At 60.4% G+C, this 20,864-nt stretch carries 18 protein-coding genes and 1 pseudogene; 5 read left to right on the forward strand and 14 right to left on the reverse strand.

What is annotated here, in order from left to right; genetic code table 11:
• The first annotated feature begins 99 nt into the window (after positions 1-99).
• A complete protein-coding gene (gene ggt / locus PSEST_RS06885; protein ID WP_015276278.1) occupies positions 100-1,773 on the forward strand; it encodes a gamma-glutamyltransferase in 1,674 nt (557 codons plus the stop codon).
• A 131-nt stretch (positions 1,774-1,904) separates the two neighbouring features.
• On the opposite strand, the gene PSEST_RS06890 is transcribed toward ggt, so the two are convergent.
• Positions 1,905-2,297 carry a VOC family protein gene (locus PSEST_RS06890; protein WP_015276279.1) on the reverse strand — a complete coding sequence of 131 codons (393 nt, stop codon included), beginning with the start codon at positions 2,295-2,297 and terminating at the stop codon, positions 1,905-1,907.
• 457 nt (positions 2,298-2,754) lie between these two features.
• Here PSEST_RS06890 and PSEST_RS06895 point away from each other — a divergent pair, with 457 nt between their 5' ends.
• Positions 2,755-4,509, forward strand: coding sequence for a restriction endonuclease (locus tag PSEST_RS06895; RefSeq protein WP_015276280.1), 1,755 nt, complete (start codon positions 2,755-2,757; stop codon positions 4,507-4,509).
• Positions 4,510-4,551: 42 nt separating this feature from the next.
• Here the strand turns inward: PSEST_RS06895 and PSEST_RS06900 are convergent.
• A pseudogene (locus PSEST_RS06900) lies at positions 4,552-4,728 on the reverse strand (tyrosine-type recombinase/integrase); the annotation flags it as partial.
• Positions 4,729-5,148: 420 nt separating this feature from the next.
• On the opposite strand from PSEST_RS06900, the gene PSEST_RS06905 reads away from it, so the two are divergent.
• Complete coding sequence (locus PSEST_RS06905) at positions 5,149-5,811, forward strand: hypothetical protein (RefSeq protein WP_041756526.1); 663 nt, start codon at positions 5,149-5,151, stop codon at positions 5,809-5,811.
• Positions 5,812-6,075: 264 nt separating this feature from the next.
• On the opposite strand, the gene PSEST_RS06910 is transcribed toward PSEST_RS06905, so the two are convergent.
• Together PSEST_RS06910 and PSEST_RS06915 are read right to left on the reverse strand one after the other, a co-directional pair.
• Positions 6,076-7,446: an IS1182 family transposase gene (locus PSEST_RS06910; RefSeq protein WP_015276282.1), complete on the reverse strand. Its 1,371-nt coding sequence runs from the start codon at positions 7,444-7,446 to the stop codon at positions 6,076-6,078.
• A gap of 96 nt (positions 7,447-7,542) precedes the next feature.
• Positions 7,543-8,439 (reverse strand): LysR family transcriptional regulator, encoded by an 897-nt coding sequence (locus PSEST_RS06915; protein WP_015276283.1) that lies wholly within the window; start codon positions 8,437-8,439, stop codon positions 7,543-7,545.
• Between the two features lie 113 nt (positions 8,440-8,552).
• Between PSEST_RS06915 and PSEST_RS06920 the strand changes: the two genes are divergently transcribed.
• Positions 8,553-8,981 carry a VOC family protein gene (locus tag PSEST_RS06920; protein ID WP_015276284.1) on the forward strand — a complete coding sequence of 143 codons (429 nt, stop codon included), beginning with the start codon at positions 8,553-8,555 and terminating at the stop codon, positions 8,979-8,981.
• Positions 8,978-9,565 carry a glutathione S-transferase family protein gene (locus PSEST_RS06925; protein WP_015276285.1) on the forward strand — a complete coding sequence of 196 codons (588 nt, stop codon included), beginning with the start codon at positions 8,978-8,980 and terminating at the stop codon, positions 9,563-9,565. The genes PSEST_RS06920 and PSEST_RS06925 overlap by 4 nt, the downstream gene beginning before the upstream one ends.
• A 60-nt stretch (positions 9,566-9,625) precedes the next feature.
• Here the strand turns inward: PSEST_RS06925 and PSEST_RS06930 are convergent, their stop codons facing one another.
• The 10 genes from PSEST_RS06930 to PSEST_RS06975 form a co-directional block, all read right to left on the reverse strand.
• Positions 9,626-10,894, reverse strand: a complete 1,269-nt coding sequence (locus PSEST_RS06930) for a carbohydrate porin (protein ID WP_015276286.1) — start codon at positions 10,892-10,894, stop codon at positions 9,626-9,628.
• Positions 10,895-11,057: 163 nt separating this feature from the next.
• On the reverse strand, positions 11,058-13,190 hold the full coding sequence (locus PSEST_RS06935) for a PQQ-dependent dehydrogenase, methanol/ethanol family (protein WP_015276287.1): 2,133 nt from the start codon (positions 13,188-13,190) through the stop codon (positions 11,058-11,060).
• A 381-nt stretch (positions 13,191-13,571) separates the two neighbouring features.
• Positions 13,572-14,339: a lipoate--protein ligase family protein gene (locus PSEST_RS06940; protein WP_015276288.1), complete on the reverse strand. Its 768-nt coding sequence runs from the start codon at positions 14,337-14,339 to the stop codon at positions 13,572-13,574.
• Positions 14,336-15,037, reverse strand: a complete 702-nt coding sequence (locus PSEST_RS06945; RefSeq protein ID WP_015276289.1) for a 2-oxo acid dehydrogenase subunit E2 — start codon at positions 15,035-15,037, stop codon at positions 14,336-14,338. Before PSEST_RS06945 ends, PSEST_RS06940 begins: the two co-directional genes overlap by 4 nt.
• 2 nt (positions 15,038-15,039) lie before the next feature.
• A complete protein-coding gene (locus tag PSEST_RS06950; protein WP_015276290.1) occupies positions 15,040-15,273 on the reverse strand; it encodes a lipoyl domain-containing protein in 234 nt (77 codons plus the stop codon).
• A 5-nt stretch (positions 15,274-15,278) separates the two neighbouring features.
• The gene (locus PSEST_RS06955) at positions 15,279-16,301 is read right to left on the reverse strand and encodes an alpha-ketoacid dehydrogenase subunit beta (protein ID WP_015276291.1); all 1,023 of its coding nucleotides are present in this window, start codon (positions 16,299-16,301) and stop codon (positions 15,279-15,281) included.
• A 13-nt stretch (positions 16,302-16,314) separates the two neighbouring features.
• A complete protein-coding gene (locus tag PSEST_RS06960; RefSeq protein ID WP_041756930.1) occupies positions 16,315-17,385 on the reverse strand; it encodes a 2,3-butanediol dehydrogenase in 1,071 nt (356 codons plus the stop codon).
• A gap of 98 nt (positions 17,386-17,483) precedes the next feature.
• On the reverse strand, positions 17,484-18,473 hold the full coding sequence (locus PSEST_RS06965; RefSeq protein ID WP_015276293.1) for a thiamine pyrophosphate-dependent dehydrogenase E1 component subunit alpha: 990 nt from the start codon (positions 18,471-18,473) through the stop codon (positions 17,484-17,486).
• Between the two features lie 25 nt (positions 18,474-18,498).
• On the reverse strand, positions 18,499-20,076 hold the full coding sequence (locus PSEST_RS06970) for a GMC family oxidoreductase (RefSeq protein ID WP_015276294.1): 1,578 nt from the start codon (positions 20,074-20,076) through the stop codon (positions 18,499-18,501).
• A gap of 49 nt (positions 20,077-20,125) precedes the next feature.
• Entirely contained in the window at positions 20,126-20,629 is a 504-nt protein-coding gene (locus tag PSEST_RS06975) for a gluconate 2-dehydrogenase subunit 3 family protein (protein WP_015276295.1), read from the reverse strand.
• Positions 20,630-20,864 lie beyond the last annotated feature (235 nt).

The raw sequence follows: 20,864 nt of genomic DNA on the forward strand, positions 1-20,864 counted from the left end.
TCCGCTGCGCACCTACGCCTCGTCCCCATTGTCTATGTTGGTGATAACCGCCCCAGCCATCGCGGGGCGGCGGTGACCACAAGAATAAGGATGAGCACGATGCGTTTGCTTCAGATCAGCAGGTTGACCCTTGGCGTGGCGATCGTCGCCACCGGCCACATCGCCCACGGCGCGCTTCTGGAGGGCGGGGCGGTCGCAGCCCCCGATGAGTACAGCGCCAAGGTGGCCGCTCAGGTGCTCAAGGCCGGCGGCAATGCGGTGGATGCCGCGGTGGCGACCGCCTTCACCTTGGCCGTTACCTACCCCGAGGCCGGCAATATCGGCGGCGGTGGCTTCATGACGCTGTACATCGAGGGCAAGCCGTACTTTCTGGATTACCGGGAAGTCGCGCCCAAGGCCGCCAGCAAGACCATGTACCTCGACGACAAGGGCGAAGTGATCGAGAACCTGAGCCTGGTCGGCGCCAGGGCCTCCGGTGTGCCCGGCACCGTGTTGGGCATGTGGGAGGCCCATCAGCGCTTCGGCAAGCTGCCCTGGAGCGAGCTCATCACCCCGGCGGTCGGCTATGCCCGCGAAGGCTTCACCGTTGCCGACCAGCAGTTCCAGTACCGCGAGGACGCCATCGGGCTGTTCAACGGTACGACCAACTTCGAGGATTACTTCGGCGCCATGAAGGCGGGTTCCACCTTCCGCCAGCCGGAACTGGCCGAGACCCTGGAGCGCATCGCCGACAAGGGGCCTGACGACTTCTACAAAGGTAAGACCGCCGACTTGCTGGTTGCGCAGATGCAGCGTGACGACGGGCTCATCACCAAGGAGGACCTGGCCGACTACCGCGTCAAATGGCGCGAACCGATGCGTGTCGACTGGCAGGGCAACAGCCTCTACACCGCGCCACTGCCCAGCTCCGGCGGCATCGCCCTGGCGCAGCTGATCGGCATGAAGGAGCAGCGCGCCGCCGACTTCAAGGGCGTCGAGCTGAACTCGGCACGCTACATCCACCTGCTCGCGGAGATCGAGAAGCGCGTCTTTGCCGACCGTGCCGACTACCTCGGCGACCCGGACTATTCCGACGTGCCGGTCGCGAAGCTGACCTCGCCCGAGTACCTGAAGCAGCGCGCGTCCGAGATCAATCCAACGGCCATCTCGGAGACCGAGAAGGTGCGCCCGGGCCTCGAACCGCGGCAGACGACGCACTTCTCCATCGTCGATGCCGACGGCAACGCGGTCAGCAACACCTACACCCTCAACCTGGACTACGGCAGCGGCGTGGTGGTCAAGGGGGCCGGATTTTTGCTCAACGACGAGATGGACGACTTCAGTGCCAAGCCGGGCGTTGCCAATGCCTTCGGTGTGGTCGGCAGCGACGCCAACGCCATCGAGCCGGGCAAGCGCATGCTGTCCTCCATGAGTCCGAGCATCGTCACGCGCGACGGCAAGGTCAGCCTAGTGCTCGGCACGCCGGGCGGCTCGCGCATCTTCACCTCGATCTTTCAGGTGCTGAACAACGTCTACGACTTCGACATGCCGCTGGAAAAAGCCGTGGCTGCGCAACGGGTGCACCATCAGCTCTTGCCGAAGGACACCATCTATTACGACGCCCATGCACCGCTGACCGGCGAGGTTGCCGACGAGCTGAAAGCCATGGGTTACACGCTGGAGGATCAGGGCTGGCTTATGGGTGATATCCAGGCGATACGCGTCGACGGCACGCGCCTGCAGACTGGATCAGACCCGCGCGGGCGTGGCGTTGGGATGGTCGTTAAACCCTGATGGGCGAAGGGGGAGAGCAAGCGGAGGGAATCGTTGCGGTCTTGTGAAGCCTCATGCGCCGCAGCGGGCTGCGGCGCATAAGGTTCAGCTTTCAACGCCGCACATGGGCTGTGCGGCGTTGAGCGGGACGCTTACTGCGGGCGGTAGATGGCGCACAGCTTGTTGCCGTCAGGGTCGCGCACATAGCTGAGGTGCAACGCGCCGAGGCTGGTTTCGCGCAGTCCCGGCGGCTCCTCACAGGTGGTGCCGCCATGGGCGACGCCGACATCGTGAAACGCCTTGACCTGCTCGGCCGAGCTGCACTTGAAGCCAATCGTGCCGCCGTTGCCGACGGTCGCTTCCTCACCGTTGATGGGCTCGGTGACACCGAACAGGCTGCCGTCGTGGCGGTAGAACAGGCGGGTATGCCCGGATGGCCCCACGTTGCGCAACGGCTCGCCAGCGCCGAGTACGCCGAGCACGGCATCGTAGAACCGCTTTGACCGTTCAATATCATTCGAACCGACCATTACATGGTTGAGCATGGGGGCCTCGCTATGTGGTTTGGATTTGTGCGGGTATGGAGCGAGCACTCTAGCATCGGGAGGAAGAGGGTGGACAAGCGGTGGGGTGGGCAGTGAGCCCAGATGTTCGAGCCGAAGATCAGAGGCTACTTTCGGCCAATACCGAACTCAAAAAAGTGTCCGACCTAACGGGGTAGAACCCTCAGTGTGTGAAGGGTGAGGTTTCTGAAACGCTGTTTGAGCTGGTTGTTTGAATCTTTGGATTCAGATCCCCAGCCCACCACACAAGCCCATGATTTTCCTAGAGAAAGTCAGGGACTCTTTTGGTGTCTAAAAAACGTATAGCGACCGCAGCCCGCCAATCTAAAACAGCACGCTGGAAAAGATCGCAAAACACGGTATGTTTCCAATACCTTCCAGCTGGCTCAATGCCATCAGTGCGTCAGCTGTCAGTCGTCAAGCAGGGAGAGACAAGAAGATGATGACCCGATTCGGCCGAATCGAAACCGAATACAGCGTTCGTGGCATCCCCAGCTACAGCCTAGAAATCTGGCATGACGGCCTGAAAAAGCATCGTGTTATCAAGGGTGACTGCGAGTTCATCATCGACTCTAAAGCTAGGATGCAAGCTGAAGAATGGGATCAACGATGGGAGGTTGTCTCAGAACGAGAGCGGCATAAGGCAGATCGTGCTGCTTGCAAAAGAATGACAGAAGAAAGTAAAGCGCTGGCATTGAAACAAACGCAGGCAGCTCAAGCTGAGCTCAATGCATTAAGCACCATCCTCAAAGGAACGCTTGAAGTCAATGATGCGATTGACTGGGAAAGCCTTAAGAACAAGGCCCCCTTCCCCGAGAAAGGCCCAGCCCCACTAAAGCTTCCACTAGAGCCAAAAATGGCCGTTCTTCCAAGAGAACCCCAAATAGAGGACCAAAGATATAATCCTAAGCTGGGTCTTCTAGAGTGGCTTATACCTTCCCGCAAAGTCCGCCTTCTAGCGGCAGCCGAAGCTGTTTTTGCTGCCGACAAGCTAGCGTGGGAGGAACATTGCGTAGTGGCGGAGAAAGCGCACCAAGCAGCCCTAGAGAATCACGCAAAAACAGTGGATAAAGCAAAAAAAATTCATGCTGGAGAAGTTGCCGCCTGGGAAATAAGGCGAGACGAATACAGAAGGGAAAGGGCGGCAGAACATACTCAAGTAGATGCAAAACGAATGGCATATGAGGCATTAGAGCCCGAGGCAATAGTCGAGTATTGCGACCTCGTTTTATCCTCATCAAAATATCCTGAGTACTTTCCTCAAGAATTTGATCTGGATTACGACCCTGCTTCTAAGACACTGATCTTGGACTACCAACTTCCAGCACCAGAAGCTTTACCTCGTTTGAAGGCAGTCAAATATGTAGTTAGCCGGGATGAGTTCGAAGAAAACACTATCACCGAAGCCCAAGCATCAAAACTGTACGACGACGTGCTTTACCAAGTATCCCTTCGAACCTTGCACGAGTTGTTTGAAGCAGATGTGATTGATGCACTTGAAGCAGTGAATTTCAACGGAATTGTAACTGCTGTAGACAGATCAACAGGCAAGGCAGTGACTTCCTGTGTCCTATCGATCAGAGCTAGCAAAGCCGAATTCACTCAAATCAATCTTGATCAAGTGGACCCCAAGGCTTGCTTCAAATCTCTGAAAGGCGTGGGAAGTTCTAAACTGCACGGGCTGGCACCCGTAGCGCCAATTATGCAGCTCCGTAAAGAGGATGCTCGCTTTGTATCCTCATACGACGTAGCAAGCACGCTCGACGAGAGCTTCAACCTCGCGGCAATGGGGTGGGAAGACTTCGAGCACCTGATTCGAGAGCTATTCGAACAAGAATTTTCGGTGAACGGTGGCGAGGTAAAGGTCACTCAAGCAAGCCGCGATGGCGGTGTTGATGCAGTAGCTTTTGATCCAGACCCTATTCGTGGTGGAAAAATCGTGATTCAAGCTAAGCGGTATACCAACACCGTCGGGGTAAGTGCTGTACGCGACCTTTACGGTACAGTGCTTAACGAAGGCGCAACGAAAGGAATCTTGGTTACCACATCCGATTACGGCCCGGATTCATATGCCTTCGCAGCTGGAAAGCCACTTGTCCTTCTGAGTGGAGCAAACCTTTTGCATATGCTGCAGAAGCATGGACATAAGGCAAGAATCGACCTCAGAGAGGCAAAACAAATGGCATCGACCTAATGAGAGGGACGCTAGCCCCCGCGCACGAATCGATAGAGGCCCTTACCTGACGGCATCCTGTAGATGACCCAGCGCCAAGTGCGCATAGCGCACGGTCATGGCCAGGCTGGAATGGCCCAGGATCCGCTGCAGGGTGAGGATGTTCCGGCCGTTCTGGATAAAGTGGCTTGCGAAGGTGTTGCGAAGCGCATGGCCGGCCTGCCCCTTCGGTAGCTGTATCGTCGCCCTGGCCAAGGTTCAGCGAAACAAGGTGATGGCTGAGTTTGGCTGGCCATGCTCTCTCCAGTGCCGAACGATTTTGGCTTCCAGCTCGGCCGAGATCGCCCCTTCTTTTCTAAATGCCCTTACGCTTCAATGACGGCTTCAAGCTGATGCAGAATAGTTCGCTTTTGGCCGTTAGCGGCTTGCCACCAGCGCCCGCTTCCGGCAAATTTCGGGCTGTGTTTCCAACAAATAAATATTTCACCTTTTTATTCTGTTGCAGTAGTACGAAAACAAGAGACGAAAAGAGCAAGAACGAGCCATGATGCGGTATAAAAAGGCCGCAGCCAGCCTCTGATTTATTAGCCGAAGACTGCGTTGTAGAAAGCTACTAAGAAGTAGCACTAAAAACGAGGAATAATTATCACGGGTAATTTCATGAGGAAAACTTTAGTATTTATAATTTTTGTTTTTTTGGTTTTAGGTGTCTCTTATTGGAGGGGGAAAGTATTTTTGGTTGAGGCTGAGCGCGAGACTCGCTGGATCAGAGAAGAAATGTGGCCTGGAGTTTACTTCAATCCGATCAATTTAAACTTGAATGAAGATCAAAAGGTTTTCATTCGAAACGCAGGCCCTGACTTTACGACACGGTTTGGTACTGGCTATCTCAAGGACCACGTGTGCGACAAGGAAACCTATTCCTGTACCGAGAGAAGGCTAGCTCTTAGCAACATCCTCATCAACGAGGGAAATCTAGAACAGGCAAAGAATTTTGAGAACTTGGCAGCCAAATACTATGTCGAGTCTGAAACGTGTCCAATTATGTTAGAGACCACGCTGGTCAGGCATATTATAAAAGTAGGGAAAAATATGAGTTTTGACTCTGCAAAGCGAAGGGCAGCCTCTGCCTTGCAACAGATCAAAATCTCTGGCGGCATACATTCTGATCTTAAAACTGAAGCGTGCAACAGTATGATCAAAGATCACCCCATGATTTTTCACAATTATGTGATTATCATCGCCGAACTGATGGACCATGCTGGTGGCAGTTCAGCAGAGCTATCGGCCTACTTGAGAAAAGTCAATAAAGTAAACATGTAAAGGGGGGCGGACCAAGAGGCCACCTCGAGTTGCCGCCCGAGACGCGCAGCCAGAAGTCGAAAAGGGAGCAGATTTATTTACTGGGCAGCTGTCTGCTTTTGGCCGATTCTGTTGAAAAAGTAGGTTTAGCGGCAGCAAGGCGGTCGGATGTACCTGCTGTCGAAGTGGCTGCAAGCCACTTCAAGTTACCTTTCGGCGTTTCACTGAGCGTCCTTGCTCAGGTTTGAGGGTTAATTCGAGGGTTTCTGCTCGCCACAGGCGTACCTATCCCGTGAGCGGTGGCCCTTGAGGCAAAAGCTTGGCCATGCGGCGCAGGTTCTGCACCATCGCAGCCATGGTGAATTCGTCAGTGGCGCCTGTCAGGCCACGCAGTCGTAAACGGTCGAGTTTCATGATCCGTTTAAGATGGGCGAAAAGCATCTCCACCTTCTTCCGTTCGCAACGTGAGACGAGGTATTCCGGTGTCTTGGCGATGCGTCGAGCCACATCGCGGGCAGCCTCATGGATGCTGCGAACGATCTTCCGATTCGGTGTGTTGGGGCAGCATTTCGCTTTCAACGGACAGGTGACGCAGTCGGTTTGGCTGGAGCGGTAGATGATGGTGTTGGCCTTGGTTACCCGCGATCTTTTCTGGGTGAAGGCGCGCCATTCACTGCGTAGCGGTTTGCCGGTTGGGCAGCGATATTCATCGGCTTCCTGATTCCAGTGGAAGTCGTTACTGGAGAGACTGTCGTCCTTGCGCTCAGTCTTGTCCCACACCGGCACATGCGGCTCGATGTCCTTCTCTTCGACCATCCAGGCCAGCATCGGGGCAGTGCCATAGGCGGTGTCGCCGATGAGGCGTTCCGGTGTGAGGTCGAACTGCGCTTCGACACGCTCGACCATCGTCCTGGTCGAGTCGACTTCGGTGGTACGGTGCGCCGGGGTCGCTTCCACATCCATGATCACACCGTGCTCAGTGTCGATCAGGTAATTTGTGGAGTAGGCAAAGAAGGCCGGGCCGCCTGGTGCTGCTGTCCAACGGGACTGAGGATCGGTGAGCGAAATCTTCTTGGGAAGAGCCTCAGCCAACGCATCTTCATCAAGTGCTTCGAGGTACTCGCGCACGGCGCGGCTGCTGAGCTTTGGATCGCTCCAATCGACTTCATCTCCCACCACCCCACGTTGCCGGCTGGCATCCGCCTTGATGATGCTGGCGTCGACGGCGAAACCTTCGCCCTTGACTAGGCCGGCTGCCATGCAGCGCCGCAGCACTTCATTGAACAACCAGCGGAACAGATCGCTGTCACGGAAACGGCCATGGCGATTCTTCGAGAAGGTCGAGTGATTAGGTACTTCGTCTTCCAGACCCAGCCGGCAGAACCAGCGATAGGCCAGGTTCAGGTGCACCTCTTCGCACAATCGCCGCTCGGAACGAATGCCATAGCAGTAGCCGACGACCAGCATGCGCACCATCAATTCCGGGTCAATCGAGGGACGCCCGATGGGGCTATAGAAATCCGCCAGATAGGCGCGCAGATCACTGAGATCCAGGCACTGGTCGATGCTGCGCAGGAGATGTTGGGCCGGGACGTGATCTTCGAGATTGAACGAGTAGAACAGGCGCTGCTGTCCTCCCGGTAACTGTCCCATCATGCTGTTCGCCTCCACGCCCGCTGACAAAGCAATTTTGCCAACGGCATGGGGAGGTCGCTACTTTTTCAACAGAATCGGCCGTAAGCAGTCACCACCCTAACCCAACCCCGGCAAACCCCTCTCCAACCTCGGACAAACCCAATCCACAAACGCCCGCACCCTTGGCGATAGCTGCAAGGCGTGTGGGTAGACCAATTGGATCGGCAGGTCCCTCGGTTCGTAATCCCTGAGCACTCTTACCAGACGACCATCAGCCAGTTCTTCTGCCACCTGATAGTGCATCAGCCGCGTGATGCCGAGACCTTGCACGCAGGCGAGACTGGCGGCGCGGATCTGGTTGCAGGTCAGGCGTGGGGTGATTTCTTCGGCCTGTTCCTTTTCGCCGTGGCGGTAGTACCAGTGGCGGCCCTGGGCGGCGAAGGCGATGCAGGCGTGGTCCTTGAGCGCCGCCGGGGTGTCGATGGCGGGGGCGGTGCTCAGGTAGTCGGGGCTGGCGCAGGTGACCAGCCGGGTGCTGCCGATCTGCCGGGCGACCATGGCCGAGTCGGGGAGGTGGCCGATGCGCAGGGCGAGGTCGAGGCGTTCGTCGAGCAGCGGAACGATCTGGTCGCTCAGGCTCAGCTCGACCCGGATCTCTGCATGTTCCTTGAGAAATTCGTTCACCAGCGGCGCGACGTAACGTTGGCCGAACTCCATCGGTGCGGTGATACGCAGCAGGCCGCGGACGGCGCCGTCGCTGGCTTCCAGGCGCTGCTCCATGTCGGCGAAGTCCGCCAGCATGCGCCGGCTCCAGGCCAGGTATTCCGCGCCCTCGTCGGTCAGTGCCATGCGTCGGGTGCTGCGGTTCAGCAGGCGTACGCCGAGGTGCCGTTCCAGCGCCGCCAGTGAGCGCACCACCGATGCCACGGATTGCCCGGTGGCATCGGCGGCCGAGCTCAGGCTGCCGTTGTCGACGATGCGAACGAAGTTGGCCATTGCCTTGAGCTTGTCCATTGCCACCCTTGGATTTGTGCGATTGCTGCATAGATGTTGTCAGGCCCGCGGCATAGGTGAAACCCGCAGGGCGGCTGACACTACCGGGACTGAGGTCTTTTGGAGTTTCGCACATGAATCAATCAGCCAGTCCCGCCCGCATTCTCGCCTACGACCACATCGGTATTCGTGTCAGCGACCGGCCGCGGGCGATGGCCTTCTACCAGGCGCTGGGCTTCGTCGAGAGCGCGAGCTTTCCGCTGTTCGAAGCGAACGAAATGCTCAGCCCGGACGGCGTGCGCATCAACCTGATCTTCAACGGTGCGCGTGCGCCTGATGCGCACAACGTGCTGCTGGATGAGCCGGTCAAGCGGCCCGGCATGACCCATCCGGCGTTTATCGTCGATGACCTCGCGGCGCTCCAGCATTGGCTAGAGGCGCAGGGCATCGTCATCACCGAGGGGCCGCATCCCATCGGCCCGCGGCGGATCGCGCTGTTCATCCGCGACCCGGACGGCAACGTTCTGGAATTCAATCAGCTCATCAGAGGAGGTGCGCAATGAAACTGTACGACCTGGGTCCATCCGGCAACTGCTACAAGGTGCGGCTGTTCGCTGCGCTGGCAAATATCGACCTTGAACTGGTAGCCGTGGATTTCGCCAATGGCGCACACAAGAAGCCGCCGCTGTCCGAGCTGAACCCGCTGGAGCAGTTGCCGATTCTGGATGATGGCGGGCATATCGTCCGCGACTCGCAGGCCATTCTGGTCTACCTCGCCGGCGCATACGGCGGCCTGGCGTGGTGGCCGGACAACCCGCGCGGGCAGGCGGAGATCGTGCAGTGGCTGTCCTTCACCGCGAACGAGATCCAGCAGAGCCTGAATGCGGCGCGGCTGGTTCAGAAGTTCGGCTATCCGCTGGACAAGGCCGCGGCGCTGGCGAAGGCACCGGCGGTGCTCAAGCTGCTGGACGATCATCTGCAGCGCCACGACTGGCTGGCGATCGACCGGCCGACCATCGCCGATTGCGCGGTCTACCCCTACGTGGTGCTGGCGCCAGAGGGCGATGTGGATCTCACCCCGTACCGCCACGTCGCCCGCTGGATGGAGCGGCTGGAAGCGTTGCCGGGTTATCTGCCCAAGCCCTGACCTGCAGGCGCTCGCTGCCGACAGGCGACCCGGTAAGCCGGGCCGCCCCTTGTCGCGTTATCAGAAGCTGACCACCGTCTTCAGCCCTACGACCACCACGTCCTCCGCATCGTCGAAGCCGCCGGGCCGGTGGAAGTACTGGATGTTCGGCGTCAGCGAGATGGCCGGCGTCAGGGCGACGCGGTAGTAGAGTTCCGCGGGGTATTCAACGTCCGGCACCTGCCCGCCCTGTTCGCGCAGGTGCTTGCGGGCGTCGTCGTTGATTTCCAGGCGGCCAAGGCCCAGGCCGAGCTCGTCATGCGGGCGCGAGGCGAAGGGGGCGGAGAGGATGCCGCCAACCTGCCAGATGCGCTCGATATAGGTCACGTCCGGGTCGGACTGGATGAAGTTGGCGAACAGCTTCAAGCGTCGCTCGGCCACCGTGCTGCTCTGCCAGAGCTGCTGTTCGGCCATCAGGTATCCGCCAGTGGCCTTGTCGTGCTCGGCGGCTGGCGCCCCGGAAAGCGCCATCGGCCGGCCGGCGGCGTCACGGTAGATGTCCTCGAAGTCGCCGGTATTGCGCCAGAGGCCCAGGCGATAGGCGCCGGGTTGACCGGAGAAGGTTGGCGTCCAGCCCAGTTCGGCGACCGCGTGGTAGCCGGTGGTGCCGGACGGGCTACCGAAATTCAGGCCCTGCTCGCGCTCGGTGAAACGCGGGTTGACCTGATAAAGCGCAGTCTGCAGCGACCACTCTGCGTCCAGCTGGTAGCGCGCGGTGGCGCCCCACTGGCTGATCGGCCAGGTGAACCAGTTCGGTGTGATATAGCCGGGCACCGTGCCGCAGAAGCCGAGATTCTGGAACGGGCAGGCGAAGGGGAAGATCTCGCCGCTCATGGGCAAACGGCCGAGCTTGACCAGCAGGCGGTCGTCCAGCAGTGCTTGCTGGTAATAGAACTGCACCAGTCGGGTGACGCTGCCGTAGCCGTGAATTTCCTGGGGTTGCAGCAGGACGCCGAGATCGGCCTCGGCGTTGAGGTTCTCGCCGTTGCGGTTGACCACGCTGAAGCGGAATCCGGCGCCGGACCAGCCGAGCAGTTTGTCCAGGTCCAGCGCGGCATCGAACATCAGCTGATCGGAGTAGGTGCCGGTGTGGTCATCGCCGCCCTGGGTATTCCAGGCCAGCTCGTTGACGTAGGTGATCTGCAGGTCTACGCCGGCCTCATGCAGACGGGTACGGCTGCCGTTCCAGTCGCCGAAGAGGAACTGATCGGGTGAATAATCGGCCGCGTGGGCAGAAGTGAACAGGCAGGCGGCGAGAACGCCGCTGCCGAAGCGCAGGCTTGTTGTCATTGTTCTGATCCTTCGGATGTAACGATGCGGGTGCAGCGAATACCGTTAGCCGCACTGCCTGCGGGCATTCACGGTATTCGCGTGCGTTTCTGCTCAGTGGTAACGCCTGGCTATGTAGGCGTTATTGGTTCAAGTGTTTAGTTGGCGATTGAACGTGGCCGGCTTAATGTCCGCCGCCAGCCTTCACACCATCGCGCGCTTGCCGACGAACAAAATGGCGAATGCTTTCCAGCTCTGCATCTGTCAAATCTGAAAACTTGGGCATGCCGTTGGCAAGTAACGCGCCACCGCGCACAACACTCTCGAACGCTTTCTCACCGCCTTTGAGCAATATCGGCGACTCCCGCAGATCGGGTGCTTTCATACCCGCAACAGCGCCGGCGCCATGACAGCCAACACAGAGGTTCTCCGCAAAGACACCCGCGCCTGCCTCTGCCTTTTTGGCATCGACCTCGAACTTCTCATCGATGATTGGCTTGGCAAGTTGCGGTGCAGGCTGCTCTGGAATAACCGCTTTTCCGTCAAGCGAAAACGTCATGATGCGGCGCTCATGCACGCCATATTTCCAGCCATGGCTTTCAAAGCCCAGTTCACCGGAGCCGCCGAAGTTGGAGGCCAATGCACCACCAGGACCCACCAGCAGGGAAACCATCTGCTTGCCATCCAGCTTGTAAGTTATCGGTGGCGCAGAGATGCCGAGACCCACGTCATAGGACCAAAGCTCGTCACCAGTGCGGGCATCGTAGGCTTTCAACATGCCATCAGGCTGGCCCTGGAAAACCAGGTTGCCGGCTGTGGTCAAGGTTCCGCCACCCCATGGGCTCTTCTGGTTTACCTGCCACACGCGCTTGTTCTTGACCGGGTCCCAGGCCTGTAGGGAGCCGCGTGACTCGTGTGGGTCCTTGGTCAATTCCCAACCGGTCAACCCCAGGTAAAGCTTGTGGCTCGCCATCTTGTGGCCAGGCTTCGTATCCTTGCCATCGTCCTTGAAGGTGTTGCCCAGATGGTTGGTGGGGATAAAGGCAAGATTCAACTCGGGGTTATAAGACATTGCATGCCATGAGTGAGCACCGAATGCCGAAGGATAGATATTCTTCTCGCCATCAGGATACCGGGCGTCCTCAGCAACAATATGGCGCTGTTCTTTCAGGTCGTATTTGGTTGACCAGTTGGCGTCAGTGAATTTTTCAGCAGACAGGACCTTGCCGTTCGAGCGGTCGATCGTATAGAAGAAGCCGTTCTTCGGCGCATGCAATACCGCATCAACATCCTTGCCATCGATCTTGAGATCAGCCAGCACGATGTCCATGTTCGAGTTGTAGTCCCAGGTGTCGCCTGGTGCAGTCTGGACGTGCCATTTGTATTCGCCGGTATCCGCATCTACAGCCACGACAGAACACAGGAACAGGTTGTCGCCGCCGTCCGGGCTACGCACCTTGATATTCCATGGCCCACCGTTACCGGTACCGAAGATGAGCTGGTTGTATTTCTCGTCGTAAGTCCAGCCATGCCAGGCATTGCCGCCGCCGCCGTTTTCCCACCACCGGCCAGTCCAGGTCTTGGCCGCCATTTCCTGAGCGGCATCCTCGAAGCCATCGGCAGGGTTGCCAGGGACGATATAAAAGCGCCAGACCTGTTTGCCCGTCTCAGTATCGTAAGCGGTTACATAACCGCGCATCGGACCAAGTTCCGTTCCGCCATTACCTACAAATACTTTCCCATCGAAGGCCTTGGGATGGCCGGTAATGTTCAACGGCTGGTCGTGATCGAAGGTCCTGGTCTGCCAGACTTCCTTGCCGTCTTTTCGGGTGATCGCAATCAGCCGGCCGTCCCAAGTGGCAATGAATAGTTTGTCGCCATAGGTTGAAAGCCCGCGGTTATGCTTCCAGAAGACCTTCTTCATGTTGTTGTCGATGATCTCTTTGGAAACTTGTGGATCGTATTCCCAAAGCATCTTGCCCGTGCGTGCATCGAACGCACGTGTTCTGTTCATTTCACCAACGTAATACATCACGCCATCGACAACCAAAGGTGTTCCGACGATATCGGAGCGATCCGGCAGCGGCGCGTACCATTCAGGCTTTAGCCCGCTGACGTTCTCTACGTTGATGTCTTTGAGTGGGCTGAATCGCTGTTCGGAGTGTGTTCGTCCGTAAGCCAGCCAATCAGTAGTGTTCGACTCGTCAGACAATTCCTTGTCCGTAATGACTCTGTCTGATGCGTGCAGTGGCGTGATCGCAAGAAGCGAGGCTGCCATGATCATTTGAACCCTTAGATTTGACTGTTTGAAGTTCATTTTTATTATTTCCTTGTTTAGGGTTTTTTCTCGCTTCAGGCACGCCTCAAACGAGCATCCGCTGTTAAAGCTTTTCTGATATTTGTTTTATTGGCAAAGCGGCTTCCACTGCTGCGCGCTGTAATGGCGAGCAACATGGGTGTGCATATGTCACTGTTTTTTGGATTAGTTATTTAAACGTCTATAACTAGAAATCCGGTTTTTTTGCGTTTGGGTTGCCTGCGCTAATGACGGTAGCGTCGCTGCGGTAACGCTCCGCAGAGAGTCGCAGTACATCGTCCTAACAGGGTGCTGCTGCCTTGGGGCGGGGAAGGGCTGGGATGCCTCATGGTGTTTCCTCCGATGCATGGCGGGCCGGATGGCCTGCCGTGTTGTTGTTATTCAAAGCAAGGGGGAGTGCCGTCCGGCGGCGAGGCCTTCGGGCGGATAAGTGCTGGCGCGGGCGCCGAGTTCCAGGCCCTGCCAGGCGAGGACGCGCTGGTAGCACTCGGGCAGGGATGTGGCGGTGGCCCAGGCATCGGCCAGCCGCTCGGCGAGCGCCAGATGGCTTTCGGCCTGGCAGCGCAGGTCGCTGGCGCAGGCGTGATAGAAGCGGTTCACCACGTCGGCCATCGGCTCGCGCCAGTCCTCGATCAGCAGCGCGGCATGCGCCAGCACCACCGGGCGACCGTCACGGCTGCGCCGCCAGCGCTGGGCGGTGCCGGCCAGCTTGCGGCCCTCCAGGGTGAGGTTGAAGCGGCCGTCGCAAAATGCACCCGGCACCGCGCCTACACCGGCCTTGAGGCCGTTCTCCGCCAGCCACAGCGCCAGGGGTTCGAGCAGCCGTTCATAGGCGATGTCGATGCGCTTGCCGACCTCGTCGCCGCTAGGCAGCGCGCAGGCCAGGGCGATATTGAGCACGGCAGAGGATTGCGGCACCGGCTCGCCGCCAGTGTCGCGCAGCAGGATCGGCCAGCCCTGCGCCGCGCAGCGTTGGCTGGCCAGGGCGAAACCGGGCCGGCGCTCAAAGCTGCCGGGCATCACCAGCGCCTGACCGGTGGGGCGCCAGAGCAGCAGCTGGCAGTCGAACAGGCCGTCGCAGACGCGCTGCAACAAGGCCCGCTCGGCATTCAGGCCAGCGCCCACACTGAACCGGGCGATGCCGTTCATGCCGCGTACTCCTCGATACGCCGGCAGAGATCATCGAGAAACTCTGCCGCCGGCGAGCCGTTGACGGCGCGGTGATCGAAGGTCAGCGACAGGCCCATCCACTCGACTTCCACCAGTTCGCCGCTCGGCCCGAGTTCCAGCCGCCGCTGAATGCCGCCGACACCCAGGATCGCCACCTGTGGCGGATTGAGGATCGGCGTGAAGTGGTGCACCCGCGACAGCCCCAGGTTGGAGACGGTAAAGGTGGCGCCGGTCAGTTCCTTGACCGACAGCTTGCCGGCCAGGGCCTTGTCCACCAGCGCCTTGCGCGCCTGGCACAGACTTTCGCCGTCCAGCTGCTCGGCGTCGAACAGCGCCGGGGCGACCAGCAGATCGCCCGGCAGCGGAATGGCGAGACCCAGGTGCACCGCCACGTGCTGGTGAATCACCTCGTCCTCCAGCGTGGCATTGAGCCCGGGATGGGCCTTGAGCGTCTCGATCACCTTGAGAAGCAACAGGTCCTGCACGGACACCGCGCTGCCCTCGGCCTTCAGTTCGGCGCGACGGGTTTTCAGCGCATCCAGCCGGCATTCGGCGTGGTGAGTCAGCTGCGCGGTGGTCTGCAGGCTTTCGTGCATCTTCGCCGCGATCATCTTGCGCATGCCCTTGAGCGGCACCCGTTCGGGCGCGCGCTCGGGCAGGATTTCCAGTCGAGTCATGGCTATTCCACCTGGCCGATGACCGCACCCTTGGCGATCACCGCGTCTTCTTCCTCGATGATCTTCAGCACCCCGGCGACCGGCGCTTCGATCTCGAACTGGGCCTTTTCCGACATGACCTCGGCGACCAGGTCACCGGCGGCCACTTCGGCGCCGTCGCTGACCAGCCAAGAGGTGATCACCGCTTCGGCGTCACCTTCCCAGAGGTCGTCTGCAATCACGATGGGGGTACTCATAAACGTCATTCCTTATGCATGGCGTGGTAGGCGGCCACGATCTTGTCCGCGTTGGGCAAGGCCCATTGCTCCATGACCGGGGTGAAGGGGATCGGGATGTCGGGAAAGGCCACCCGCTGCGGGCGGGCCTTGAGCATGCCGATGTCGTGCTCGACGACGCTGGCGATGATTTCGCCGCTGACGCCGAAGCTGTGATAGTCCTCGTCGATCACAATCAGCCGGCCGGTCTTCCGGACCGAGGCGATGACGTGCTCGCGGTCCAGCGGCACCAGGCTGCGCAGGTCGATGACCTCGGCGCTGACGCCGTCCTTTTCCAGCTGCGCGGCGGCGCGCAGGGCGTGGTGCACGCCGGCGCCGAGGCTGACCAGGCTGACGTCGCGGCCCTCGCGCACGGTCTTCGCCTTGCCAATCTCGACGATGTAGGGCTCCTCCGGCACCGGCACCGTGGCGCCTTTCTCGGTGCCCAGCCAGCCCATGCCCTGTAGCGCCTTGTGGAAGAGGTAGACCACCGGGTTGTCGTCGCGAATCGCCGCGGTCATCAGCCCTTTGGCGTCATAGGCGTTGCTCGGCACCACCACCTTCATGCCCGGCAGGTGGGCGAAGGTGCCGTAGAGGCACTGCGAGTGCTGCCCGGCGTCCGAATAGCCGGCGCCGGTCGAGGCCATCAGCACCATCGGCACCGGCACCTTGCCGCCGGAGAAGTAGGTGTTCTTGGCCATCAGGTTGTAGATGGCATCCATGCAGACGCCGAAGAAGTCGACGAACATCAGCTCGACGATCGGCCGCATGCCGTCCGAGGCGGCGCCCACGGCGGCGCCGATGAAGGCGGTTTCGGAGATCGGCGTGTCGCGGATGCGCGTCTTGCCGAACTCCTCATACAGCCCGCGGGTGTTGCCGAACACGCCGCCGAGCTGGCCGATGTCCTCGCCCATCACGAACACCTTCGGGTCCAGGCGCATCTCCTGCGCCACGGCTTCGGCCATGGCGCGGGCGACGGTGAGCTTTCTTTCTTTTACTGCTGTGGTCATGGGGTTCTCCTGCTCAGCCGGCCAGCGCGCCGGGACTGACGATGATCTTGACGTTGCGGTCCTTGTGGTTGGCCAGCTCCTCGAAGCCCTGTTCGAGGATGTTGTCCAGGCCGATGCGGCCGGTGATCAGCGGGGTGACGTCGATGCGCCCGTCGTCGATCAGGGCGATGACATCGGCGAATTCGCCGGCATAGGCGAGCGAGCCGATCACCTGTTTTTCAGTGGCGACGATCTCGAAGAAGTTGAATTCCGAGGGTTCCTCGAAGATGCCCACCATCACGCAGCGACCAGCCTTGCGGATCACGTCGATGGCGAGCTTGGCGGTGGCCTTGTGGCCGATGCACTCGAAGGAGACGCCGGCACCGTAGCCGCCGGTGAGCGCCTTGATTTCGGCGATGGCGTCGCACTCGCTGGGGTCGATGACCCAGTTGGCACCGACTTCCAGCGCCTTGGCCTTGCGTGCGGCGGACATCTCCAGGGCGATCACCTGGCCGGCGCCAGCGGCCTTGGCGCACATGATGGTGCACAGGCCAATGGTGCCGGCGCCGACCACTACCACGGTTTCGCCGAGCAGGCTGCCGGCCTTCTTCACCGCGTGCATGCCGACTGCCAGCGGCTCGATCAGCGCGCCGGCTTCCAGCGGAAATCCTTCAGGCAAGCGGTAGAGCAACTCGGCCGGCACGTTGACGAACTCGGCGAAGGCGCCGTTGTTCATTAGGCCGGTGAAGGCGAGCTGCTCGCAAAGGTTGTACTGGCCGGTCTTGCAGAAACGGCACTGCCCGCAATGCTGGCAGGCATCGGCGGCGACCTTGTCGCCAGGCGCGTAGCCCTCGACGCCTTCACCGATGGCGACGATCTCGCCGCAGAACTCGTGGCCGAGGATGCACTGGCCTTTGATGCCGGTGAGCGGGTGCGGCGCGTCCACCGGAATGAACACCGGGCCGGCGAGGTATTCGTGCAGGTCGGAGCCACAGATGCCGCACCAGTGCACGCGAATCTGTACCCAACCCGGTTGCGGCGCGCCGGGCAGCGGCACCTGTTCCAGGCGGATGTCCTTGCGACCGTGCCAGACGGCGGCGGTCATGGTGGCTTGGCTGTTCATGGTGGTGTTCCTCTTGTTGTTCTGCTGTGTCCGCGTTTCGCGAGCAGGCTCGCTTCTGCGGTCTTCGGGACTGACCTGCGCTACACGAAGACCTTCTCCAGCGCCTCTTCCGGGCGCGGGTAGGGGCTTTCGCGGGCGAACTGCACCGCTTCGTCGATGCGCCCGCGGGCGCGCGCCGCGATGTCTTCGGCCTGCGCTTCGCTCAGCACGCCTTCGTCGATCAGGCGTTGGCGGTAGCCGGGGATCGGGTCCTTTTTTATCAGGCCGTCCTTTTCGCCTTCGGGGCGGTAGGTTTCGCCGTCACCCATGAAGTGGCCGGCCAGGCGATAGGTCTCGATCTCGATCAGGGTCGGGCCGCCACCGGCACGGGCGCGCTCGATGGCTTCACCGGCGGCGCGGAACACGCCGTCCGGGTCGTTGTTCTCGACGAACACACCGGGCATGCCGTAGGCCGCGGCGCGCACGTGGTGCTGCGCGATGCAAGTGGCGCTGGCCTTGGCCACCGAGATGCCCCAGGCGTTGTCCTCGATGACGAACACCACCGGCAGCTTCCACAGCGCCGCGAGGTTCAGCGTTTCGTGGAACGCGCCCTGGTTGGCCGCGCCCTCGCCGATGAAGGACACGGCCACGCCGGGCTTGCCCTGCATCTGCCGCGATAGCGCCGCGCCGACCGCTGGGCCCATGCCCTCGGCGATGATCCCCGAGCAGGAGAAATTCACCCGGCCATCGAACAGGTGCATATGCCCGCCGCGCCCGCCGGAAAGACCAGTGGCCTTGCCGAAGATCTCGGCCATCATCTCGTTGAGGTCGACGCCCTTGGCCACGGCGATGTGGTGCGGGCGATGGGTGGCGGTGACGATGTCCTCTGCCTCGAGGTGGGCACAAACGCCCACCGCGCAGGGCTCCTGGCCGTTGGAAAGGTGCATCTCGCCGGGGATCGGCCCCTTGGCCATGTTGAACACCGGCGTCTTGCCTTCCATGTAGATGCGCTCGATGGACTCCTCCATGTAGCGGCTGGTCAGCATCTGCTCGTACATCCACAGGCGCTGCGAGTTGTTGGGCTGGGTCATGGGTGGACTCCCTTGTAGTGGCGGGTCAGATCGCGCGTTCGTTGAGCAGCCGGCCGATCTGCTCGGCCTGGCGCAGGGCCAGCGCGACGATGGTGAGGGTGGGGTTCTGGCCGCCGCTGGTGGTGAACTGGCTGCCATCGGAGACGAACAGGTTGGGGATGTCATGGCTTTGGCCCCACTTGTTCACCACGCCGTCACGCGCCATGGCGCTCATGCGGTTGGTGCCCATGTTGTGGCTGGCCGGGTAGGGCGGCAGCTCGATGATGTCGGTGGCGCCGGCGGCCTCGTAGCACCTGGCGGTGGCGGCAACGCCGTGCTTGCGCATGGCGGCATCCATCGGGTGGTCGCTCTTGGTCACTACCGGAATCGGCAGGCCGTACTGGTCCTTCTCGCTGTCATGCAGGGTGATGCGGTTGCTCTCCAGCGGCAGGTCCTCACCACACAACCAGACGCCGGACATGTGGTTGTACTTCTCCATCCGCGAGGTGAACTGCTTGCCCCAGCCCTTGGGTGTGGGGTCAAGGAAGGCGGAGAGGAAGGGCAGGCCGAGGGCGAGGATTTCCAGCCGGTAACCGCCGACGAAACCGCGCGACGGATCGTTGTAGGACTCGTCCGAGATCACCCCGGCGCAGGTGGTGCCGCGGTGCATGTTCACCGGCTTGGGCATTACCGCGAAGATGCCGGCGGTGGTGTGGGTCATGTAGTTGCGCCCGACCTGGCCGGAGGAGTTGGCCAGCCCGTCGGGGAACATTGCCGAGGCGGAGTTGAGCAACAGGCGCGGCGACTCGATGGAGTTGCCCGCCACGCAGACCACCCGGGCCTTCTGCCGCTGGATGGTGCCGCTGGCATCGGCGTAGACCACGGCATTGGCGCGGCCCTTGGCGTCATGCTCGATGCGCAGCACCATCGACTGCGGCCGCACCTCGCAGTAGCCGCTGGCTTCGGCGCGGGGAATGTCGGTGTAGAGCGTCGACCACTTCGCGCCCATCTTGCAGCCCTGCATGCAGAATCCGAGCTGCTGGCAGGCGGCGCGATCGTCGTAGGGCTCGGTGTTGATCGCCATCGGCCCGGAGAGGATCTCCTTGTAGCCGACCCGCTTGGCGCCTGTGGCCAGCACCTTGAAGGAGTTGTGCCAGGGGTGATAGTCCATGCCGGTGCTCGGCCCGGTCACGCCCATGTGCTTCTCGGCCTTCTCGTACCAGGGCGCCATCTCCTCCAGCGTCACCGGCCAGTCGAGCAGGTTGGCGCCGGCGATGTCGCCATTGATGCTCTGCATCTTGAATTCGAAGTCGCGAAAGCGCAGGGCGATGCCGGCCCAGTGCACCGTGCTGCCGCCGACGCCCTTGACGATCCAGGCGGGCAGGGTCGGGTTGTTCTCGGTCAGGTGCCAGCCACCGGCGGCCTGGCGTTTGTCGAGCCAGGAGATCTTCTTGAACATCGCCCACTCGTCGTTCTCGATGTCCTCCAGCGTGTGGCGCTTGCCGGCTTCGAGCACCACGCTGCGAATCTTCTGTTTGGCCAGCGCGTTGGCGAGCGTCCCGCCGCCGGCACCGGAGCCGATGATCACCACGACGCCATCGTCATCCTGGGCAAAAGTTGCCATGGGGTATTCCTCGTCTTGTTCTTGTTGTTATCCCGTGTGCACGGAGTGGTCAGAGCCAGTTCAGATCGTCGAAGCCGCGGTTGACGTAGCCGCCGTATTCCCAGGACGAACCCTCGTAGCCGAACAGCGGGAACAGCGCCTTGTTGTCGTACAGGCCGAACATCAGGCTGCTGCGCACGGCCTTGAAGAAGGGGGTGTTTTCGATCTCGGTCAGCAGGGCTACCCGCTCGGCCTCGTCGAGCTGTTCGAATGGCGAGCCATGGAACTGGCGCGCCTGCTGTTGCAGGTCGTCCAGGCCGCTAGCCACCAGCGCTGGCTGTTCATCCACCAAGCCGAGCAGGGGCTGCACGTAGTGGTGGTCGCTGATGAACTCGTGGGGAAATACATCGCGGCCCATGCGCAGCAGGCCATCGGGCAGGTCTGGCAGGCGTTCCTCGGCGAGCAGGTTCACCGGGATCAGTTGCGACAGGCTGAATGCCAGCAAGGACTGGCCGGAAATGGAAAGAAAACGTCGCCGGTTTAGCGTGCCGTGCGGGCGAGCTGAATCGTGCATGACATAGCTCCTGATTATTACCGGCAGTTCCGTGGTGATCGGAATGCTGGCGATCTTGTTATGCGAAGAGTTTGTTCCGCAAAACAGTAGGAGCAGTTGTCATGCCAACTTTTAGTAAGGACTTTACCTTTGGATAAGTGATTGATACATATGGTTTTTAGGTAACTTGATGGTGTTGTTGTGTTTGATGTGTAAAGCGCTTTGAACGTTACACCTGTAAAGCGCTGTAAAGCGC

It is taken from the genome of Stutzerimonas stutzeri RCH2 (assembly GCF_000327065.1).
Classification (GTDB): Bacteria; Pseudomonadota; Gammaproteobacteria; order Pseudomonadales; family Pseudomonadaceae; genus Stutzerimonas; species Stutzerimonas stutzeri_AE.